The 15,911-nt window shown below is 68.8% G+C and carries 19 protein-coding genes; 3 read left to right on the forward strand and 16 right to left on the reverse strand.

Going from position 1 to position 15,911, the window contains the following annotated elements; translation table 11 throughout:
• Positions 1–306 precede the first annotated feature (306 nt).
• Both NBG84_RS39335 and NBG84_RS39340 read right to left on the reverse strand, forming a co-directional pair.
• On the reverse strand, positions 307–1,062 hold the full coding sequence (locus NBG84_RS39335; protein ID WP_250924535.1) for an HAD family hydrolase: 756 nt from the start codon (positions 1,060–1,062) through the stop codon (positions 307–309).
• Between the two features lie 117 nt (positions 1,063–1,179).
• Positions 1,180–2,067: a GntR family transcriptional regulator gene (locus NBG84_RS39340; protein WP_250924536.1), complete on the reverse strand. Its 888-nt coding sequence runs from the start codon at positions 2,065–2,067 to the stop codon at positions 1,180–1,182.
• Positions 2,068–2,349: 282 nt separating this feature from the next.
• On the opposite strand from NBG84_RS39340, the gene NBG84_RS39345 reads away from it, so the two are divergent.
• A complete protein-coding gene (locus tag NBG84_RS39345) occupies positions 2,350–2,517 on the forward strand; it encodes a hypothetical protein (RefSeq protein WP_250924537.1) in 168 nt (55 codons plus the stop codon).
• 233 nt (positions 2,518–2,750) lie between these two features.
• On the opposite strand, the gene NBG84_RS39350 is transcribed toward NBG84_RS39345, so the two are convergent.
• From NBG84_RS39350 to NBG84_RS39360, 3 genes are read right to left on the reverse strand one after another with little or no spacing between them, the layout of a single operon-like run.
• Positions 2,751–3,995, reverse strand: a complete 1,245-nt coding sequence (locus NBG84_RS39350) for a GNAT family N-acetyltransferase (RefSeq protein WP_250924538.1) — start codon at positions 3,993–3,995, stop codon at positions 2,751–2,753.
• A 25-nt stretch (positions 3,996–4,020) separates the two neighbouring features.
• On the reverse strand, positions 4,021–4,977 hold the full coding sequence (locus NBG84_RS39355) for an asparaginase (RefSeq protein WP_250924539.1): 957 nt from the start codon (positions 4,975–4,977) through the stop codon (positions 4,021–4,023).
• A gap of 43 nt (positions 4,978–5,020) precedes the next feature.
• Positions 5,021–5,533, reverse strand: a complete 513-nt coding sequence (locus NBG84_RS39360) for an RsiG family protein (RefSeq protein WP_308312163.1) — start codon at positions 5,531–5,533, stop codon at positions 5,021–5,023.
• 535 nt (positions 5,534–6,068) lie between these two features.
• Between NBG84_RS39360 and dtd the strand changes: the two genes are divergently transcribed.
• Positions 6,069–6,506, forward strand: a complete 438-nt coding sequence (gene dtd, locus NBG84_RS39365; RefSeq protein ID WP_250924540.1) for a D-aminoacyl-tRNA deacylase — start codon at positions 6,069–6,071, stop codon at positions 6,504–6,506.
• A gap of 251 nt (positions 6,507–6,757) precedes the next feature.
• On the opposite strand, the gene ygfZ is transcribed toward dtd, so the two are convergent.
• From ygfZ to NBG84_RS39380, 3 genes are all read right to left on the reverse strand, one after another.
• Positions 6,758–7,726, reverse strand: a complete 969-nt coding sequence (gene ygfZ / locus NBG84_RS39370) for a CAF17-like 4Fe-4S cluster assembly/insertion protein YgfZ (protein WP_250924541.1) — start codon at positions 7,724–7,726, stop codon at positions 6,758–6,760.
• Between the two features lie 10 nt (positions 7,727–7,736).
• Positions 7,737–8,174, reverse strand: a complete 438-nt coding sequence (locus tag NBG84_RS39375; protein WP_250924542.1) for a Fur family transcriptional regulator — start codon at positions 8,172–8,174, stop codon at positions 7,737–7,739.
• A 117-nt stretch (positions 8,175–8,291) separates the two neighbouring features.
• Positions 8,292–8,864 (reverse strand): heme-binding beta-barrel domain-containing protein, encoded by a 573-nt coding sequence (locus NBG84_RS39380; protein WP_250924543.1) that lies wholly within the window; start codon positions 8,862–8,864, stop codon positions 8,292–8,294.
• A 504-nt stretch (positions 8,865–9,368) separates the two neighbouring features.
• On the opposite strand from NBG84_RS39380, the gene NBG84_RS39385 reads away from it, so the two are divergent.
• Positions 9,369–9,731 (forward strand): DsrE family protein, encoded by a 363-nt coding sequence (locus NBG84_RS39385; RefSeq protein ID WP_250924544.1) that lies wholly within the window; start codon positions 9,369–9,371, stop codon positions 9,729–9,731.
• 31 nt (positions 9,732–9,762) lie between these two features.
• Here NBG84_RS39385 and NBG84_RS39390 read toward each other — a convergent pair whose 3' ends face one another.
• The 8 genes from NBG84_RS39390 to NBG84_RS39420 all read right to left on the reverse strand — a co-directional run bounded on the left by NBG84_RS39390 (position 9,763) and on the right by NBG84_RS39420 (position 15,716).
• Positions 9,763–10,020, reverse strand: coding sequence for a DUF3099 domain-containing protein (locus tag NBG84_RS39390; RefSeq protein WP_250924545.1), 258 nt, complete (start codon positions 10,018–10,020; stop codon positions 9,763–9,765).
• 225 nt (positions 10,021–10,245) lie between these two features.
• Positions 10,246–10,533: a DUF1416 domain-containing protein gene (locus NBG84_RS39395; protein ID WP_054232391.1), complete on the reverse strand. Its 288-nt coding sequence runs from the start codon at positions 10,531–10,533 to the stop codon at positions 10,246–10,248.
• A 39-nt stretch (positions 10,534–10,572) separates the two neighbouring features.
• Positions 10,573–11,418, reverse strand: a complete 846-nt coding sequence (locus tag NBG84_RS39400; protein WP_250924546.1) for a sulfurtransferase — start codon at positions 11,416–11,418, stop codon at positions 10,573–10,575.
• A gap of 151 nt (positions 11,419–11,569) precedes the next feature.
• Positions 11,570–11,650, reverse strand: coding sequence for a putative leader peptide (locus tag NBG84_RS41765; protein ID WP_352103060.1), 81 nt, complete (start codon positions 11,648–11,650; stop codon positions 11,570–11,572).
• A gap of 657 nt (positions 11,651–12,307) precedes the next feature.
• Entirely contained in the window at positions 12,308–13,057 is a 750-nt protein-coding gene (locus NBG84_RS39405) for an LmeA family phospholipid-binding protein (protein ID WP_250924547.1), read from the reverse strand.
• A 133-nt stretch (positions 13,058–13,190) separates the two neighbouring features.
• Positions 13,191–14,582 (reverse strand): hypothetical protein, encoded by a 1,392-nt coding sequence (locus NBG84_RS39410; RefSeq protein ID WP_250924548.1) that lies wholly within the window; start codon positions 14,580–14,582, stop codon positions 13,191–13,193.
• Positions 14,583–14,592: 10 nt separating this feature from the next.
• Positions 14,593–14,847, reverse strand: coding sequence for a MoaD/ThiS family protein (locus tag NBG84_RS39415; RefSeq protein WP_250924586.1), 255 nt, complete (start codon positions 14,845–14,847; stop codon positions 14,593–14,595).
• 44 nt (positions 14,848–14,891) lie between these two features.
• Positions 14,892–15,716, reverse strand: coding sequence for an alpha/beta hydrolase (locus tag NBG84_RS39420; protein WP_250924549.1), 825 nt, complete (start codon positions 15,714–15,716; stop codon positions 14,892–14,894).
• Positions 15,717–15,911: the final 195 nt, after the last annotated feature.

Genomic DNA, 15,911 nt, shown 5'->3' on the forward strand with positions numbered 1-15,911 from the left:
CTGCTCACGCTACGGCCGTCCTGCTCGTACCGCTGACTTCCCTCACGGCGGGTCCACCCGGGCGCCCGCCGACTCGTCGGACCCGCCGATAGGACTGATCCGCCGATAGGACTGGCGTCTCTCCCAACCCTGATGCCTCTGATGCCTGTGGTTCTCCTGGTGTCACCGATAAGCCAGTGACCGAAAAGTGATGTGAGAGGAAGCTACCCTTCCGACTCCGCCGCGGAGGCCGTTTCCTCGGATATGGCGCGCACCAGAACACCCGCTCCGGGAGGAGATCTCCCGGCATGCCCCACGCCGGCCAACTCAAAGAGAGTTGGTCGAACTTGGTTGACCGTCCCATGGCAGGCCAGGTTCCAGCCCGTCGAGCAGCGGCAGTAGCTCCACCATCGAGGAGACGACCACCACCGCCCCCGCGCGGTGGAGCCGTTCCCGTCTGGCCTCATCACGGGCGTATCCGAGGAAGGACACCCCCAGCCGTGCCGCGGCCTCGCCGTCGGCCACCGAGTCTCCGATCATCAACGACTCCTGGGAAGTGGACCCCGTGGTGGCGAGGGCGCTGCGCAGACAGTGCGGATCGGGCTTCATCAACTGCGGCCCCCGCGGGACCCGGCCGTGCACATGCCCGCCGAAGTACTCCGAGAGTCCCACCCGAGCGAGATACCGGCGGGCCGCGTCCGGCGCGTTGTTGGTGGTGACGGCAAGCCGGAAGCCGGCCTCGTGGAGCCCCCGTATCAGCGCGTTCGCACCCTCGGTGGGCTGCGCGGTCAGTGCGGCCCGCAGTTCCTGTTCGGTCAGCCGCCGCTCCAGCTCCTGGACGAGAGGGCCATCCGGATGCCGGTCGGCCACGGCTCGCAACAGGGCGAGCGGGTCACCCTCATCGCCTTGTTCCACCGGCACCCCGCCCGGGACCCGACGCTCCACCCAGTCCCTCAGGCCCGCGGCGACCACCGGGGCCGGATGGTGGGCAAAGAGACGGCAGATCGGCCCGTCGAAGTCGAAGAGGACGCATTTGGCAGCGGCGAAGAGGTCGGTTGCAGCGGCTGAGGGCGAGCCAGTCACTTCGCTCCGTCCGTCGAGGCGGGCAGGGCCGGTCTCCCGGTGCGGTCCCTTCCATACTGCCCGCAACGGCCCCCGAAGGGGGGCGCGGTGGGTAGCCACTCCATCGGACCGATGGGGTCAACCGAGGGTGATCTCCTTGGCCAGCGTGCCCCACAGACCGTCGAACCACGCCTGGGACTGCGTCACAAAGGCCTCGTCCCGAGTCCCGCCGCCGCCCTCGAAGGGGAAGAGGACCGACTCGCTGCCCAGAGCGTCGTAGATCTCGGTCGAGGTGTCCTCGATCTGCTCCCTGCGCTTGGTGACGGTGTAGAAGGCGAAGAGAGCGGTGCACTCGTTCAACAGGTACAACTTCATGGGCGGGGTGAAGGGCAGCACCCGCAGCGTCACCTCCACATCGATGTCCCGGGTGGTGCGCAGCGCCCGCAGGCTGGAGCGCAGCACCCGGCCATGGCTGTTGCGCAGCGACAGCCAGTGCTCATGCACGAGCCGGCTGTCCCCGGAGTCCTCCGCGGGGCGCGGGAAGGCGAGCGCCAGGTCCCGGGACGGCAGCATCAGCCGGACCTTCACGGTCTCGGGCGTCAACTGTCCGGTACGCATCAACCGCAGCGGTTCGGCGATGGCGAGGTTGAGCGATTCCGCGGTCAGCGACACGGCGTCGACGCGGACATGGGGCTCGCGGAACGCGGACAGGATCCGCGGTCCCAGCCCGGCGTCGGTCGGCTGTGGCTCATCGGTGGAGGCGCTGCCCACGACCGGCTGGGTGATTCTTGCCGGGGCGCCCTTGATCGCGGCACTGAGCAGCCCCTCCTGCCGCAGCAGATCCAACGCCTGCCGGATCGCCCGGCGTTCCACGCCGAACTCCTCGGCCAACTGCTCCTGGGTCGGCATCCGCTGACCGTGCTGGAGGTGTCCGGCGCGAATGCGCCCGGTGAGGATCTCGGCCACCTCGGTGGGTGAGGGCTTGTGCGGGCCGCTCGTCGCTTGCTGTCCGTCCGCAGAGTTCACAACAGAACGTTATAACTTCTGGCCATCTAGGGCGAGATATCTGCAAGTTGTTTAACGATCGCAGCCAAGTGGGGACAACTTTATTGAAGTTGGTTGTTAGTTGGCCAACCCTATGCGCTATCTCAGCGCCTTCGGCTTCCCGTCCAGCGTCGTACGGGTGCTCTCTGCGGCTCGTTCCGCATGACCTGCCTCTCCCCGACCCGCTGCCCCATCCCCGTGCCTCGCCGCCTGCTCGACTCCGCTCGCCGCGACCCGGGGACGACGACCATGAGGAGGGACGCCGTGCCCCTGATCACCCTGTTTATCGAGCAGTATGTGCAGGTGCGGTTCGGCTTTGTGGCCGCCGTTGGATTCGCCCTGTTCATGGTGGGAGTGAAGGCCGAGAACCCCACCTGTGCGGGCATCGGAGGGTTGCTCCTGGCAGCTCCGCTTGTCTCCTCCGGCAGCTGACCCGCCCCTGGGTACACCGGCTGGGACCGCGAACGCGACCAACACCCCAGCGCTGCGGAGCCGGTCACGACCCCGGAGAACGGAACGCCCGGGGTCGGCCGGCACCGACACGCGCCGACCAACCCCGGGCGCCCGCAACCGTCACGGCCGCACGCCGCGATCTCCGCACCGCCACCGAGCGGGCGCCTCAGCGAAGTCATCGGGGGAAGACGGCAGGGCGACCGATGGAGTGCTCAGAAGATGTCCGGGCACCAGGGCCGCGTCGGTGTGCTGAACATCCGCTCCGCATCCAGCACCGCCCCCGCCCTGTTCTCCTCCAGGGCCCCCAGCGCCTTCAACCGCACCGCCGACTCATCGCCCAGATACATCGCACCCAACTCCCTGACATCGAGGGTGAGATCCGGTGTCGCGGTCGTCGTGGCGCACTCGGCGCCCTGGGGTGTCACCTCAAGGCGGAAGCGTCCGGCCGACAGGCCCAGCCCATCGTGGAGTTCCAGCACCAGTGTCCCGGTGGTGCCATAAGTGCGTGCCTCCAGAGCTCGCGCCACATCGAGGATCCGTACCCAGAGGAAGTCCGCCTGGGTCAGCACCCTGGCCGCCCGGGGATCGGGCAGCAGCAGGGGCAGCACATCATCGGGGGCCCGGTAGCCCGAGCGCACCTTGGCGACCCAGTCGATCGAGCAGACATAGGTCCACAGGGCCCGTTCGGCAGCGGGCGTCAGCGCGATCATCTCGCGGACCTGGGCGGTGTTCAGCGGCTGCTTGGCATCGCCCCAGTTGTCGTCGGACTGGTAGGCGAGCAGCCCTTCCACCCCACCGGTCGCCGAGCGGTACACCGCGTAGAAGGGCTCCGTCCAGGGCTGGCTCGGCACCCTCAGCTGGCCGGTGTTCAGCTGCCACCAGCGCTCCGTGCGGCTCACGGTGCCCGGCTGGCTCGCCGCGAGGCAGGCGTGCACTTCCGGGCCGAGCTTGCGGACGTCCTGGACATCCACCAGATCGATCCGTCCGCCGTCGGTCGGACCCGACCAACGACGATCGAGAGCGGCGCGCGGGACATCGATCTCCCACTCGGTCATCCAGGCGGCCGGACCGAAGCCGTACCGCCCGTAGATCGGATACTCGGCCGCGATCAACGACGACACCACATCGCCGCGCTCCTTCGCCACCGCCAGATCCGCGGTGATCAACGTACTGAGCAGACCGCGCCGACGATGGGTCGGGGAGACCGTGACATTGGTGAGGGCGTTCGATGCGACGGTGGCGCCGCCGACCACGGTGAGTCGTTGGGGGAACGTACGGTACGTCGCCACACAGCGGCCGCCGTCGAAGGCGCCGAGCGTGCGGGCCAGCTCCACCCCCGGTCGGCGGGCCTCGACCTCCTCGTCGGAAGGGGTCGGCGGGCGGAGGAATCCGGTGGCCACGGCCCGTAGCCAGTCAGGGAACTCGGACTCCTTCACCGCACGGGTCTCTAGGGTCATACCGACCACGCTAGGCGCAGCCGGCTCAGAAAGTCGCGCGAATTTCTCCGACCTCCACACCGCCTCCGAGCAGCGGTGATCGACCGATTCGAGCCAGAACCGGAGCATCTACGCCCATCAGTGCCAGGGCCTGTGCCAGCACCGGCCCCAGCGCCCGGGGGCCACCGTCATCGATCTTGAAGGCAAGGGCGCGCCCGTCCCCGAGCGCCACCGCCTGGACCGCCTCCGCGCCCATCTTGGCCAGTGTGCCCGGCACCTCGCGCATCAGCCAGGTGTCGGCGCGACGGGTACCCGCCACGTACTCGGGGTGCTCCCGCATCGCGTCGGCGACCCGCCGCTCGGCCGACCCCGGCTCGGCCCGTACCAGCGAGCTGAAGGCCCGCGCCAGCCCGACCAGGCTGATCGCCATCAGCGGGGCGCCGCAGCCGTCCGTCCCGGTGGCGGCGATCCGCTCGCCCGAGAGGTCCTCCACCACCTCGCCCACCAGCAGCTGGAGCGGATGCGCCGGGTCGAGATAGGTCGCACGGTCCCAGCCCTGGGTCGCACAGGCCGCCAACATCGCCGCGTGCTTGCCGGAACAGTTCATGGTGATCCGCTCCCGCACCCGCCCTGCCGCGAGATAGCTCTCGGCCTCGACCGGGTCCAGTGGCAGATCGGGCGGGGTGCGCAGCTCATCGACCGCGATGCCGTGCTCGGTGAGCATCCGGCGGACGAGAGCGAGGTGGAAGTCCTCACCGGAGTGGCTCGCGGCGGCCAGGGCCAATCGCTCGCCCGTCAGATCGAGTCCGGCGCGCAGCACGGCCACGGCCTGGAACGGCTTGCTGCTGGACCGCGGGAACACCGGTGTCAGGGGATCGCCGAGCGCGAGCTCCACTTCACCGTCGGGTGCGAGGACGACCAGGGAGCCACGGTGACGGCCCTCGGTGAATCCGGACCGTACGACTTCGGCGAGCACAGGGGGTACGGCAGGAGTGATGCTCATCGTCGGCCCTCCGGGGCGGTGGCCCGCCTCCCGAAGGATCGCTTCAGGTCAGCAGGTCGTCTACTTGCGCTTCACCGTCACGGTACCTGCGGGCGATCTCCGCACTGCATTCGTCCGCGGTGCGCTGGAGCAGCTGTCGGCGCTGGGAAACCTGCTGCTCATAGCGGGTGAGCTGACCGAGGCCCGCCCGTAGCTCGTCGTCCGTACGGGCTTCGAGGTCGGACAGCTCCACATCGGCGAGCATGTCGGACGCGAGCCGTCGGTACTCCTCGCCATGGGGTGTGGAAAGCGTCACATGGCGGGCCGAGGTGCGGTGGCGGGAAGGGGCGTCGGCAAGGATCTCGGAGAGCCGATCCACGACCGGGGCCTCGGGGTCGATGGGCGTCTCGGGTTCGCTGCGGCGGGCCAGTTCGGCCCGGAGGATATCGATCCGCCCCTGGAGCAGCCGTCGTACATAGCTCAGATCGGCCTCGTCCCGCTGGGAGTCCCGGCGCAGGGTGCGCAGTTCGGGCAGCCGCAGCGTGGGGAGGTCATGGCGAACGGGCGCGGACAGCACATTCGGTCGGCAGCCGTCCACGGGTGAGACTTCCGGGCGGGAGGCTTCCAGGGGTGCGGCGTTCGTTTGGAGGCCGTCCGCGGAGGGGGCCTTCTGGACGGGTTCGTCCGATTCATCGGGGCGGGCGGGGGCCGGGCGCGGGTTCTCCGTACGGGAGGGCTCGGTGCGCGATGTGGTGGCGATGGCGCGCTGTTGGGGCGGAAGGGCGGGCCGGGCCGTTGCCATCGTCAGTGGAGAGGTGGCAATCGATACGGGACCGGCGGGCTGTCCGGTGCCAGGTGTATTCATATGCGTATTCCGTCTCCTCGACCGGTGCATGGGATGTCCCCAGGCCCGGAGGGCCGAAGGTGGTGCCTCCCTCGACCAGAAAGGCCGAGGGTGGGGCTCCCCCGGTCGCGGGGCCGGGGGTTGGGGGTTGCGCTCTCCCCCGGGCACAGGGCTGAGGGGAAGCACCGCCTCTGAGTGCATCGTGCCATTCCGCTACCGTCTGACGCAGGTGCTCTGCACCCGTTCAGCCCCAGATAGGTTGGTCTGTATGCGTGCGGTGGTGCAGAGAGTGGACGGCGCGAGCGTCGTCGTGGCAGCTGGGTCCGGGACCGAGACGGTGGGCGAGATCATCGGTGAGGGGTTGTGTGTGCTGGTGGGGGTCACCCATGAGGACACCCCGGAGAAGGCGGCGCAACTGGCCCGCAAGCTCTGGTCACTGAGGATTCTGGCAGATGAAAGGTCCTGCTCCGATGCGAATGCGCCCTTGTTGGTGATTTCGCAGTTCACTCTCTACGGGGACGCCCGCAAGGGCCGCCGCCCCACCTGGAACGCCGCGGCACCGGGGCCGGTGGCCCAACCGCTGGTGGACGAGGTGGTGGCGCAGTTGAGGAAGCTGGGCGCACGGGTGGAGACGGGCCGGTTCGGCGCGGACATGCGGGTGTCGCTCACCAACCAGGGCCCGTTCACGGTCCTGCTGGACATATAGCGCTCGGGCCGATCGGCCCGCTCGGGCCGCTCGATACAGCCGTGCGGTCCCGCCCGGCCGCCTACTCCTGAAAACCGTGCGGGCCCGCCCGGCAGATCACGCCGACCGGTACCCCCGGCACCAGCCACCGCGGCCTCGACGGTCGGAGGCGCTGGGCATGGATGGACGCGGACGGCACGGAACAGGGGTCCGGACGTACTGGCGGTACGCCGGGGTGGACCCTGGGCCCGGCACGGTCCAACCGAGAGGCCCTAGGGCTCCACGACGGTCTCCTGGGCGGCTGCCGTGTCGCCCGCCATCAGTTGGGCGTCCACCGGCACGTTCCGCTTCACCAGGGCGAGGGCGATCGGGCCCAACTCGTGGTGGCGGACGGATGTGGTGATGAAGCCGAGCTTGCGGCCGTCCTCGCCGCTGTCCGACGCGAGCCGCACCGCGGTGCCCGGCGTCGGCAGATGTACGTCGCTGCCGTCCAGGTGGAGAAAGACCAGCCGGCGCGGCGGTTTACCCAGGTTCTCCACGCGCGCCACGGTCTCCTGGCCCCGATAGCAGCCCTTCTGGAGATGGACCGCGCTGCCGATCAGCCCCAGCTCATGCGGGATGGTGCGGTGGTCGGTCTCAAAGCCGACCCGTGGGCGATGGCCTTCGACGCGCAGTGCCTCATGGGCCAGCGTCCCGGCGAGCGGGCCGTTCGTGGTCGCGTAGGACTCCAGATCGACCCGGGGCAGAAAGAGGTCACGGCCGTAGGGGACCTCCCGTACGGCGACACCGTCGGGGACCTCGGCGATGGAACCAGCGGGCAGATGGACGATGGCGATGTCATCGGTACGGTCGGCGACCTCGACCCGGTAGAAGAACTTCATCGAGTCCAGATAGGCGATCAGCTCCTGCTGACTGCCCGGTTCGACATGGGCCCAGAGGGTGTCACCGGTGTCGACGAGATAGAGGGCGTGCTCGATGTGGCCGTTGGCGGAGAGGACCAGCGCCTCGGTGGCCTGGCCGGGGCGGAGCTCGGTCAGGTGCTGGGTCACCAGCAGATGCAGCCACGCCAGCCGGTCGTCCCCGGTGACGGTGAGTACTCCGCGGTGCGAGAGGTCGACCAGGCCCTTGCCGTCCGCGAGGGCACGCTGTTCACGGAAGAGATCGCCGTAGTGCGCGGCGACTCCTTCATCGACTCCTTCAGCGGGGACGGCACCGGGAAGGGACAGCAATGGGCTCTTCATAGAGGCAAGCCTACGACTCGGTAGTTGAAGACTGAGCGGTGCACTTCTGGCAACGGCCGAAGATCGCGAAGTGCTTCATATCCGTATCGAACCCGAAGGTCTCCCGCAGCTTGGCCGTGAACTCGGCGGCGACCTCGATATCCGCCTCGATCACGCTGGTGCAGTCCCGGCAGACCAGGTGCATATGGTGATGGCGATCGGCGAGATGGTAGGTCGGAGCGCCATGGCCCAGATGGGCGTGGGAGACCAGGCCCAGCTCCTCCAGCAGTTCCAGCGTCCGGTAGACGGTGGAGATGTTCACTCCCGACGCGGTCTTGCGCACCTCGCAGAGGATGTCGTCGGGGGTCGCGTGTTCCAGGGTGTCGACGGCTTCGAGGACAAGCTGTCGCTGCGGGGTCAGGCGGTAGCCGCGCTGCCGCAGATCGCTCTTCCAGTCGGTGCTCACCACACCCCCAGTGTAGGCAGGGGAAGCAAAGGCCCCAGGGGGATGCGGCGGCGAAGTCCTGTCCAAGGGAGGGCCCGGCGCGGGGAGGCCCTCCGCGAGGGCCCGCCCTGCGGTTGATCCCTACTTGAAGAACGCGATTCCGTCGTCCGGGAGGTCGCCGAGGTCCTTGGCCCAGGACTCGACCTGCTCCGGGGTGACGATCTTCTTCAGATGCGCGGACATATACGGCCGCAGCGGCACATCGGGGGTGGCCTTCTCGCCCACCCACATCAGATCGCCCTTCACATAGCCGTAGAGCCGCTTGCCACCGCTGTAGGGCCCGGAGGCGGCGGTACGGGCGACGGCGTCGGTCACCAGGTCGATCTGCGGCTTCTGCTGGCCCAGCTCCCCGTACCAGATCTCGACGATGCCCTGGTCGCGGACCATGACGATCTCGACCTTGCGGTCCTTGTCGACGCGCCAGTAGCCGTGCTCGCTCTCCAGGGGCCGGACCTTGTTGCCCTCGGCGTCGAGCACCCAGGAGCGCGAGGTGTACTCGACGAAGTCGCGACCGTCATGGCTGAAGGTGACGGATTGGCCGAAGTTGCACTTCTCAGCGCCGGGGAAGTCGGAGACTCCCACGCCCTCCCAGGTGCCGAGGAGGAAAGCGAGGGGGACGAGGTCCGGGTTCAGGTCGGACGGAATCTCGATCATGAGGGCTCTGGCGATCTGTAGGGGTGCGGTGCGGCTGGCAGGCGGTGGGAGCGCGAGGGGACTAGCGCTGGCCCTGGTAGAGCTTCTTCACGGTCAGCCATGCGAAGGCGCCGACGCCGACGCAGACCAGGACCAGGAGGGCTTCGAAGAAAATCTCAAGCACGGTGTGCTCCTCGCGGTGACTCGATATGAGCTGTGGTGAGCGGTGGACCGACGAGAACCAGCCCGGGCCCAGCCTAATGGGTTGGGGCCCGGGCAGTGGTGTGAGGTCGTCCAACGCGGCACGGGAGCACCCCGCAGCTCGTACGGGACCGTCCTTGTACGGGATCGGCCGGCTCGGCGCGGCCAGCCGGGTTGGCGGGCTCGGCGAAGGCGTCGGTGGAGTCGGGGCTGAGGTCGGCGGGGTGGGCACTGAACGCGGTGGCTCCCGTGGGCTCAGCCGTTCCGATGGGTTGTACGGGTGGTGCGCGCTGAGCCCCTGGCGTGGCGCATTACAGTTCGGGCATGGCCAAGAAGCTCGTGATCAAGGTGACCTCCGGCGCGGATGCGCCCGAACGCTGTTCACAGGCGTTCACCGTGGCGGCCGTGGCCGTGGCAAGTGGTGTTGAGGTGTCGCTCTGGCTGACCGGGGAGTCCGCGTGGTTCGCGCTACCTGACCGAGCCGCGGAATTCGAACTTCCGCATGCCGCGCCGCTGCCTGACCTGATCGCGGCCATCCAGGCGGCCGGAACGATCACTCTCTGCACACAGTGCGCCGCCCGTCGGGACATCACCGAGAAGGACGTGCTGGACGGCGTACGGATCGCTGGAGCACAGGTATTCGTCAGCGAGGTCATGGCGGAGGACGTCCAGGCCCTCGTCTACTGACGGGACGTCACCCACCCCTGGGCGCCTGGGGTCAACGACGCTTCTTGCCGTCCAACTCGTCCCACCAGTCATCGGACTCCGGGTCTCCGCTGGGATCGTCCCACCAGCGGTCGTCGGGGCCGCGCCGGTTGGCGATGATCGCGGCGACCGGCGGAATGACCATGGCGACCACACACATGGCGACCGCGGCCGGTACCGACCACAGCCGTACGAATGCCCAGGCGGACACGAAGAGAACGAGGCATCCGCCCATCAGCAGGAAATAGGCACGCCGACGCCGTGCGTACATGTCTCCAGGGTACGGCCGTGACGCGGGCCGAGGGCACCTGGCGTCCCGTGGAAGAGAGGGAACGGGCCACCGCGGCTACGGCGGCCTGCTCCCTCCGCGGGCACGACCGAAGGGCCGCACCCCAATCCCAGTGGCGTCCAACCCCCGGGGGTGCGGCCCTTCGGCCGGTCAAGCGGCGCGGCCCTCAGACCGCGCTGAGACGGCGAGCGTCTCGACCGCGGTCGTTCAGACCGCGATCGCGACCTCGGCGAGGCCGCCCGTCTGTGCCACGACCGTACGGTCAGCGGTACCGCCAGGCACCAGGGCGCGTACGGTCCAGGTGCCCTCGGCCGCGTAGAAACGGAACTGTCCGGTCGCGGAGGTCGGAACCTCAGCGGTGAACTCGCCCGTCGAGTCCAGCAGGCGGACATAACCGGTGACGGGCTCGCCGTCGCGGGTCACCTGGCCCTGGATCGTGGTCTCACCAGGCTTGATCGTCGAGGCGTCGGGGCCGCCCGCCTTCGCTCCACACATACAGCTCTCCAAAAGGTCCGGAAGTCGGGAAGTCGGGATTTACTTGTTGGCGCCGAGCTCGATCGGCACACCGACGAGGGAGCCGTACTCGGTCCACGAGCCGTCGTAGTTCTTGACGTTCTCGACACCGAGCAGCTCGTGCAGCACAAACCAGGTCAGGGCGGAGCGCTCACCGATGCGGCAGTAGGCGACGGTGTCCTTCGAGAGGTCCACCTGCTCGTTCTCGTACAGGGCCTTCAGGTCGTCGTCCGACTTGAAGGTGCCGTCGTCGTTGGCGTTCTTCGACCACGGGATGTTGCGGGCCGTGGGGATGTGGCCGGGGCGCTGGGACTGCTCCTGCGGGAGGTGCGCGGGGGCGAGCAGCTTGCCGCTGAACTCATCGGGCGACCGCACGTCGACCAGGTTCTGGGTGCCGATCGCGGCGACGGCGTCATCGCGGAAGGCACGGATCGCGGTGTTCTGCGGCTTGGCCTTGTACTCGGTGGCCGCACGAGAGGGCACCTGCGCGCCATCCACCAGGTCACGGGAGTCGAGCTCCCACTTCTTGCGGCCACCGTCGAGCAGCTTGACGCTGTCGTGGCCGTAGAGCTTGAAGTACCAGTAGGCGTAGGACGCGAACCAGTTGTTGTTGCCGCCGTAGAGGACGACGGTGGTGTCGTTCCCGATGCCCTTGGCGGAGAGGAGCTTCTCGAAGCCCTCCTGGTCGATGAAGTCGCGGCGAACCGGGTCCTGGAGGTCCTTGGTCCAGTCGATCCGGATCGCGTTCTTGATGTGGTTCTTCTCGTAGGCCGAGGTGTCCTCGTCGACCTCGACAATGGCGACCTGCGGGTCGTCAATGTGGGCCTCGACCCAGTCTGCGTCTACCAGGACGTCGCTGCGGCTCATGCTTTTCTCCTCCGGGGCAGTGTGCGGCGGGTTCTGCGATGAAGATCAAGTGGAGTGCGGATACGCGCAAAACGCGGGGAGGCGGGCGTACCGCACGGGGCGGCCCTGAGCAGAGGTCGAAGGGCCGGGGATACGGGAGCGAGGCTCCCGCTCAGATGGCGCGACAGAGCATGGCGGCGACGCGGCACAGGTCTACTGCCCGCCGCTTCGTAAGGTCCGCCTGTCGCTTCATGGGTCCGATCGTAGGGACGATCCGGGCGCCATGTCACCGGCGTGTCGAATATTGAGACGCGATCATCCACTATGTAAGACTATTTTTGAATCCAGACGACCCCGACCGACCTCGGGGCGGCCTGCACCTGCCCACTTCCTGCTCAGCGGACACAGCCGTCTCACCATACGGAATATGCCCATGGATGGGGATCGATTGGGGCGTGGCGGGCGATAACCGCTGCCGGCCCCCGCGCTGGGGCGCCGGGAGAGCTCATGGACTCAGGTCCCCAGGGGGTCAACGGACCGCGCGGTCCATGGGTCACGTGCGCTCCCCGTGGCCGCTGCGGCTCCCGTACGACGGATTCGACCTTGCTCCGGCTCGGGCCCGTGTACCGGCGGGAAACGGTTTCGGACGACCGGTGTTCGTTCTGTACAGAACGAACACCTGTACAGAACGCTCGGTTCAGAACCGAGCCACCCGGACACCGAAGAACGACCGCTGAAGAACGACAGCAGAAGAACAGCCACCGGAGAGCGGTCGGTCGTGAGAGAGGCGAGTCGGGAGCGGCTCGGCAAGCGCGGCTGCCACCCGTGCACCCGCCGGTGGCGGTCACTCCTCGCCGCCACCCGGCGTCACGGTCGAGGATCGACGAGACACCGGACAGGGCCGGAGCCGTCAGCCCACCAGGGAGACATTGGTGCCCGTGCCGGAGAACTTCAGTCCGTCCTCCGTGGTCTCCGCCCGATCGAGCTTCAGCCCTGCGGGCATTCCTTCGATCTTCAGGTCGTAGTCGAGGGCCCGGCGCACCTCGTCGTCAAAGCCCGGCACCGGCAGCTTCGGCAGCGAGTCGGCCTTGAGCTTGACCGCGTTGTCGCTCCCCAACTCGACCACGCTGTAGGCGGTGACCGTGCGCCCCTTCAACAGGTCCTCAAAAGTGCTCGGCACCCCGATTCCCGCGCCTTCCAGCACTTCGAGGAGCGGTCCTGAGACCTTGACCTGGCCCTTTGCCGCCCGTTCGGCGCCGGCATAGCTGACCTGGGCTCCCTTGGGCGCGGCCAGGCTGAGATCCGCGTAGGAGATCCGGGCGGAACCCTTGGCGCTGGCGGCGACGGCGGACGAGTAGTTGCTGTCGATCCTCACATCGACGAGTGCGGCCCTGACCTCGGTGACATTGACGGTACGGCCGCCGGCGACCGCCGTGATGCCCGAGAGGCTGATGCCGACCTCGTCGAGCTCCTTGGCCGCGACCTGGGTCAGAAAGGGAAAGCCCTTGATGGACACCTCCGGAGTCGAACGCAGCCCCTGGGAGGTTCTGACCTTCTCCGCCGCCTCGGATTCGGCGAAGTTGACCGCCAACCGATCCGCGGCGATGAAGATGCCGCCGAGTATGACGGAGATGATCAGAAGTATTCGCACTGCGCGCATTGCCCGGTGTCCCCCACCTTGGTGTGCCCTTCCGCGTGACGCCCGAGGGAATTGGCTGAGTCCGGACGACGCCTTGTCATCAGCGAACGACGTATGGGCACTGGCTTTGGTTCCTGATCACCGCGTGGCAGGTCTAGGCCAAGACCCGGCCGATCAGATAGACGGCCGGTGCCGCCGCCGTCAGGGGAAGCGCCACCCCGGCGGTGAAGTGAACGAACCGCGACGGGTAGTCATAGCTGGCCACCCGTAGGCCGACCAACGCCATCACACCGGCGACCACTCCCAGCAGAGCGCCCCCCGACCCCAGGTCGGTCATGCCCCCCACCACGGCGCCCGCGCCCGCGGCGGCGAGCAGCGACACCACGATGGAGGCCGGCCCCGGCAGCGGTAGCGCCCTGACCACGGTGGCGACCGCTACCGCGATGGCGCCGACCGTCACCGCGTCATCGGACGCGGCGAAGTAGCCGGCGGCGAGGATCGCCAGCGCCGCCGATGCCACGGTCGCCATCAGCCCGTACATCCGCTCGTCCGCGCCCGCGTGGCTGCGGAGTTGGAGTACGAGGGTGAGCAGCACCCACACTCCGAGGGTGCCGAGGATCGCGGCCGGGGCGTTCTCCCGACCGGCCCACAGCAGTACGCCATCGGCGGCGAGCCCGCCCGCGAAAGCCAGCGCGATGCCCTGGCGCGCGGGCCACATGCCGTTCAGCCGGAACCAGCCGGCCGCGGTGACCGCCTGGAGCAGCACCAGCGGCAGCAGCATCGCGTAGGAACCGAGAGCCGCACCGACCGCGAGGAGCAGACCGAGCCCGGCGGTCAGCGCGGCCGGCTGGATTCCGGGCGCGATGATCGGTGAGCGCCCTTCGGCCCTGGCGCGCTGGGCATCGGTGATCCGGGTGTTCCCAGCGGTGGTCGGAGTGCTGTAGCCCTCCCCGGGACTTCCCTGCGCCGCCGCGGGCGCGGGGGCCGCGTGCCCACCCGGCGGGCGCGGAGCGGTAGGGCGGGCCTCGGGCGGCAGCGGGGAACCAGGGCCGTGGGGGGTGGCCTGACGGGTGTCGCGCACGGGCGGCAGATAGGCGGTCTCCGCGGGCGCCGGGCCGGGCTGGTGATCACGCACCGGGGGCATGTACGCCGTCTCGGCGGCCGCGGGCGACGGCGCGGCCGGCGCGGTGTGGGGCGGCACCGCGGGTTGGTAGGTCGTGTCCCAGGTCTCGCCCTCCCAGGTCTGGGCGGAGGGGTCCTGGTGTCCTGGTGCGGCCTGAGCGTAGGGCTGCCCATACGGCGACTGCTGCTGCTGCTGTTGCTGTTGCTGCTGGAACGGCTGCGGCGCTGGCTGCTGGGGGGTGTAGGGCCCCGGCTGCTGGTACGGCTGCGGCTGCGGTTGGTGGGCCTGGTCGCCGTACGGGGTCTGCTGGCCGTCCTGCTGACCCGGCTGCGCCTGACCTTGGTAGGAGTCCGCGTAGGGGTCGTACGGCTGCCCCTGCTGGCCGGGTTGTGGCGGGTAGGGGTACTGCTGATCGCTGCTCATGCTGTGGGGTTCACCCTCCTGCGAACGGCGGGAGCACCTCGACCGTGCCGCCCTCGGCAAGCCGTACGGTCTCATGGTCACGGGTCCCCACGGGCGCACCGTCCACGAGGAACGACGACCGGCTGAGCACCCGCGTCAGCTCCCCCGGGTGCCGCTGCCGGACTCCGGCCAGGGCCTCGGCGAGCGTGAGCGCCGTACAGGGCTCCTCCGCGATCCCGGCGGCCGCCTTCGCCGCGGCCCAGTAGCGGATCGTGACCGCCGCCATATGCCACTCCTCTCGTCGGCATCCATCATCGTCCATCCGCCCGGCTACTCCTGGGCCAGCCAGTGGGCGATCCGACCGAGAAGGCCTTCGTCGGCCGCGTTCTCGGCATGGCCCATGCCCGCCTCAAGCCAGAGCTCCGCCTCGCCGGCCGCCGCCAGCGTGCGGGGGTGATCCAGCGGGAAGTACGGATCGCGGTCGCCGTGCACGATCAGCAGCGGGGTCGGCGCGATCAGCGGTACGGCCTCAACCGGGGAGAGCGGCACCGGGTCCCAGGCGGTGCCGGACCGGTGGATACGGGTGCCCAGCCCGTAGCGGCTGACCAGCCGACCGACCGGGCGGCTGACCACCCAGTTCAACCGGCGCATCGGAGCCGTACCCCGGTAGTACCAGCGGGCCGGGGCGCTGATCGCGACCACCGCGTCCGTCCCGGCTTCGGGGCGCTCCCCGCGGCCGGGGCCGTACAAGGCGGCGTGCCGCAGGACCACCGAGCCGCCCATGGAGAAGCCGACGGTCACCACCCGGGAGTGGCCGAAGGTCCGTGCCCACTCGACAGCCGCCGCGAGATCCAGCACCTCGCGGTCACCGATGGTGGAGCGGCCACCCGAATGGCCGTGTCCTCGAAAGGAGAAGGCGACCACGTTCGCGTGCTGGGCAAGCACATCAGCCGCACGTCGGAGCGCCGGACGGTGAATCGAACCGGTGAAACCGTGAGCGACGACGACCGCGATATCGCTCACACTCCGCGTACAGGGTTGGTAAAACGCTTCGATCTGTACCCCGTCAGAGGTACGAAGGAAGCGGCGCCGAGGGCCGTAAGTGATCTGGGGAACATCCACAGAGTGAAATCGGCCCTCTGGCTCGGAAGTCATGTGGGCTATTGTGCTGGGAAGAGACCCGGGCGATGCAGCCCCCGGGTCCTTTTGTGTTTTCTCGCCGTTGTTACAGGCAGATGAACACAAGGAGTCACTGGTGATCGGCAGTAGTGATCGCCAGCCGCAGCACCAAGAGCAAAACGTACAGAACGCGCAATATGGAAGCAGCAGGGCCGCAGAACGTCCTCGCAG

It is taken from the genome of Streptomyces albipurpureus (assembly GCF_023701525.1).
Lineage (GTDB): Bacteria > Actinomycetota > Actinomycetes > Streptomycetales > Streptomycetaceae > Streptomyces > Streptomyces albipurpureus.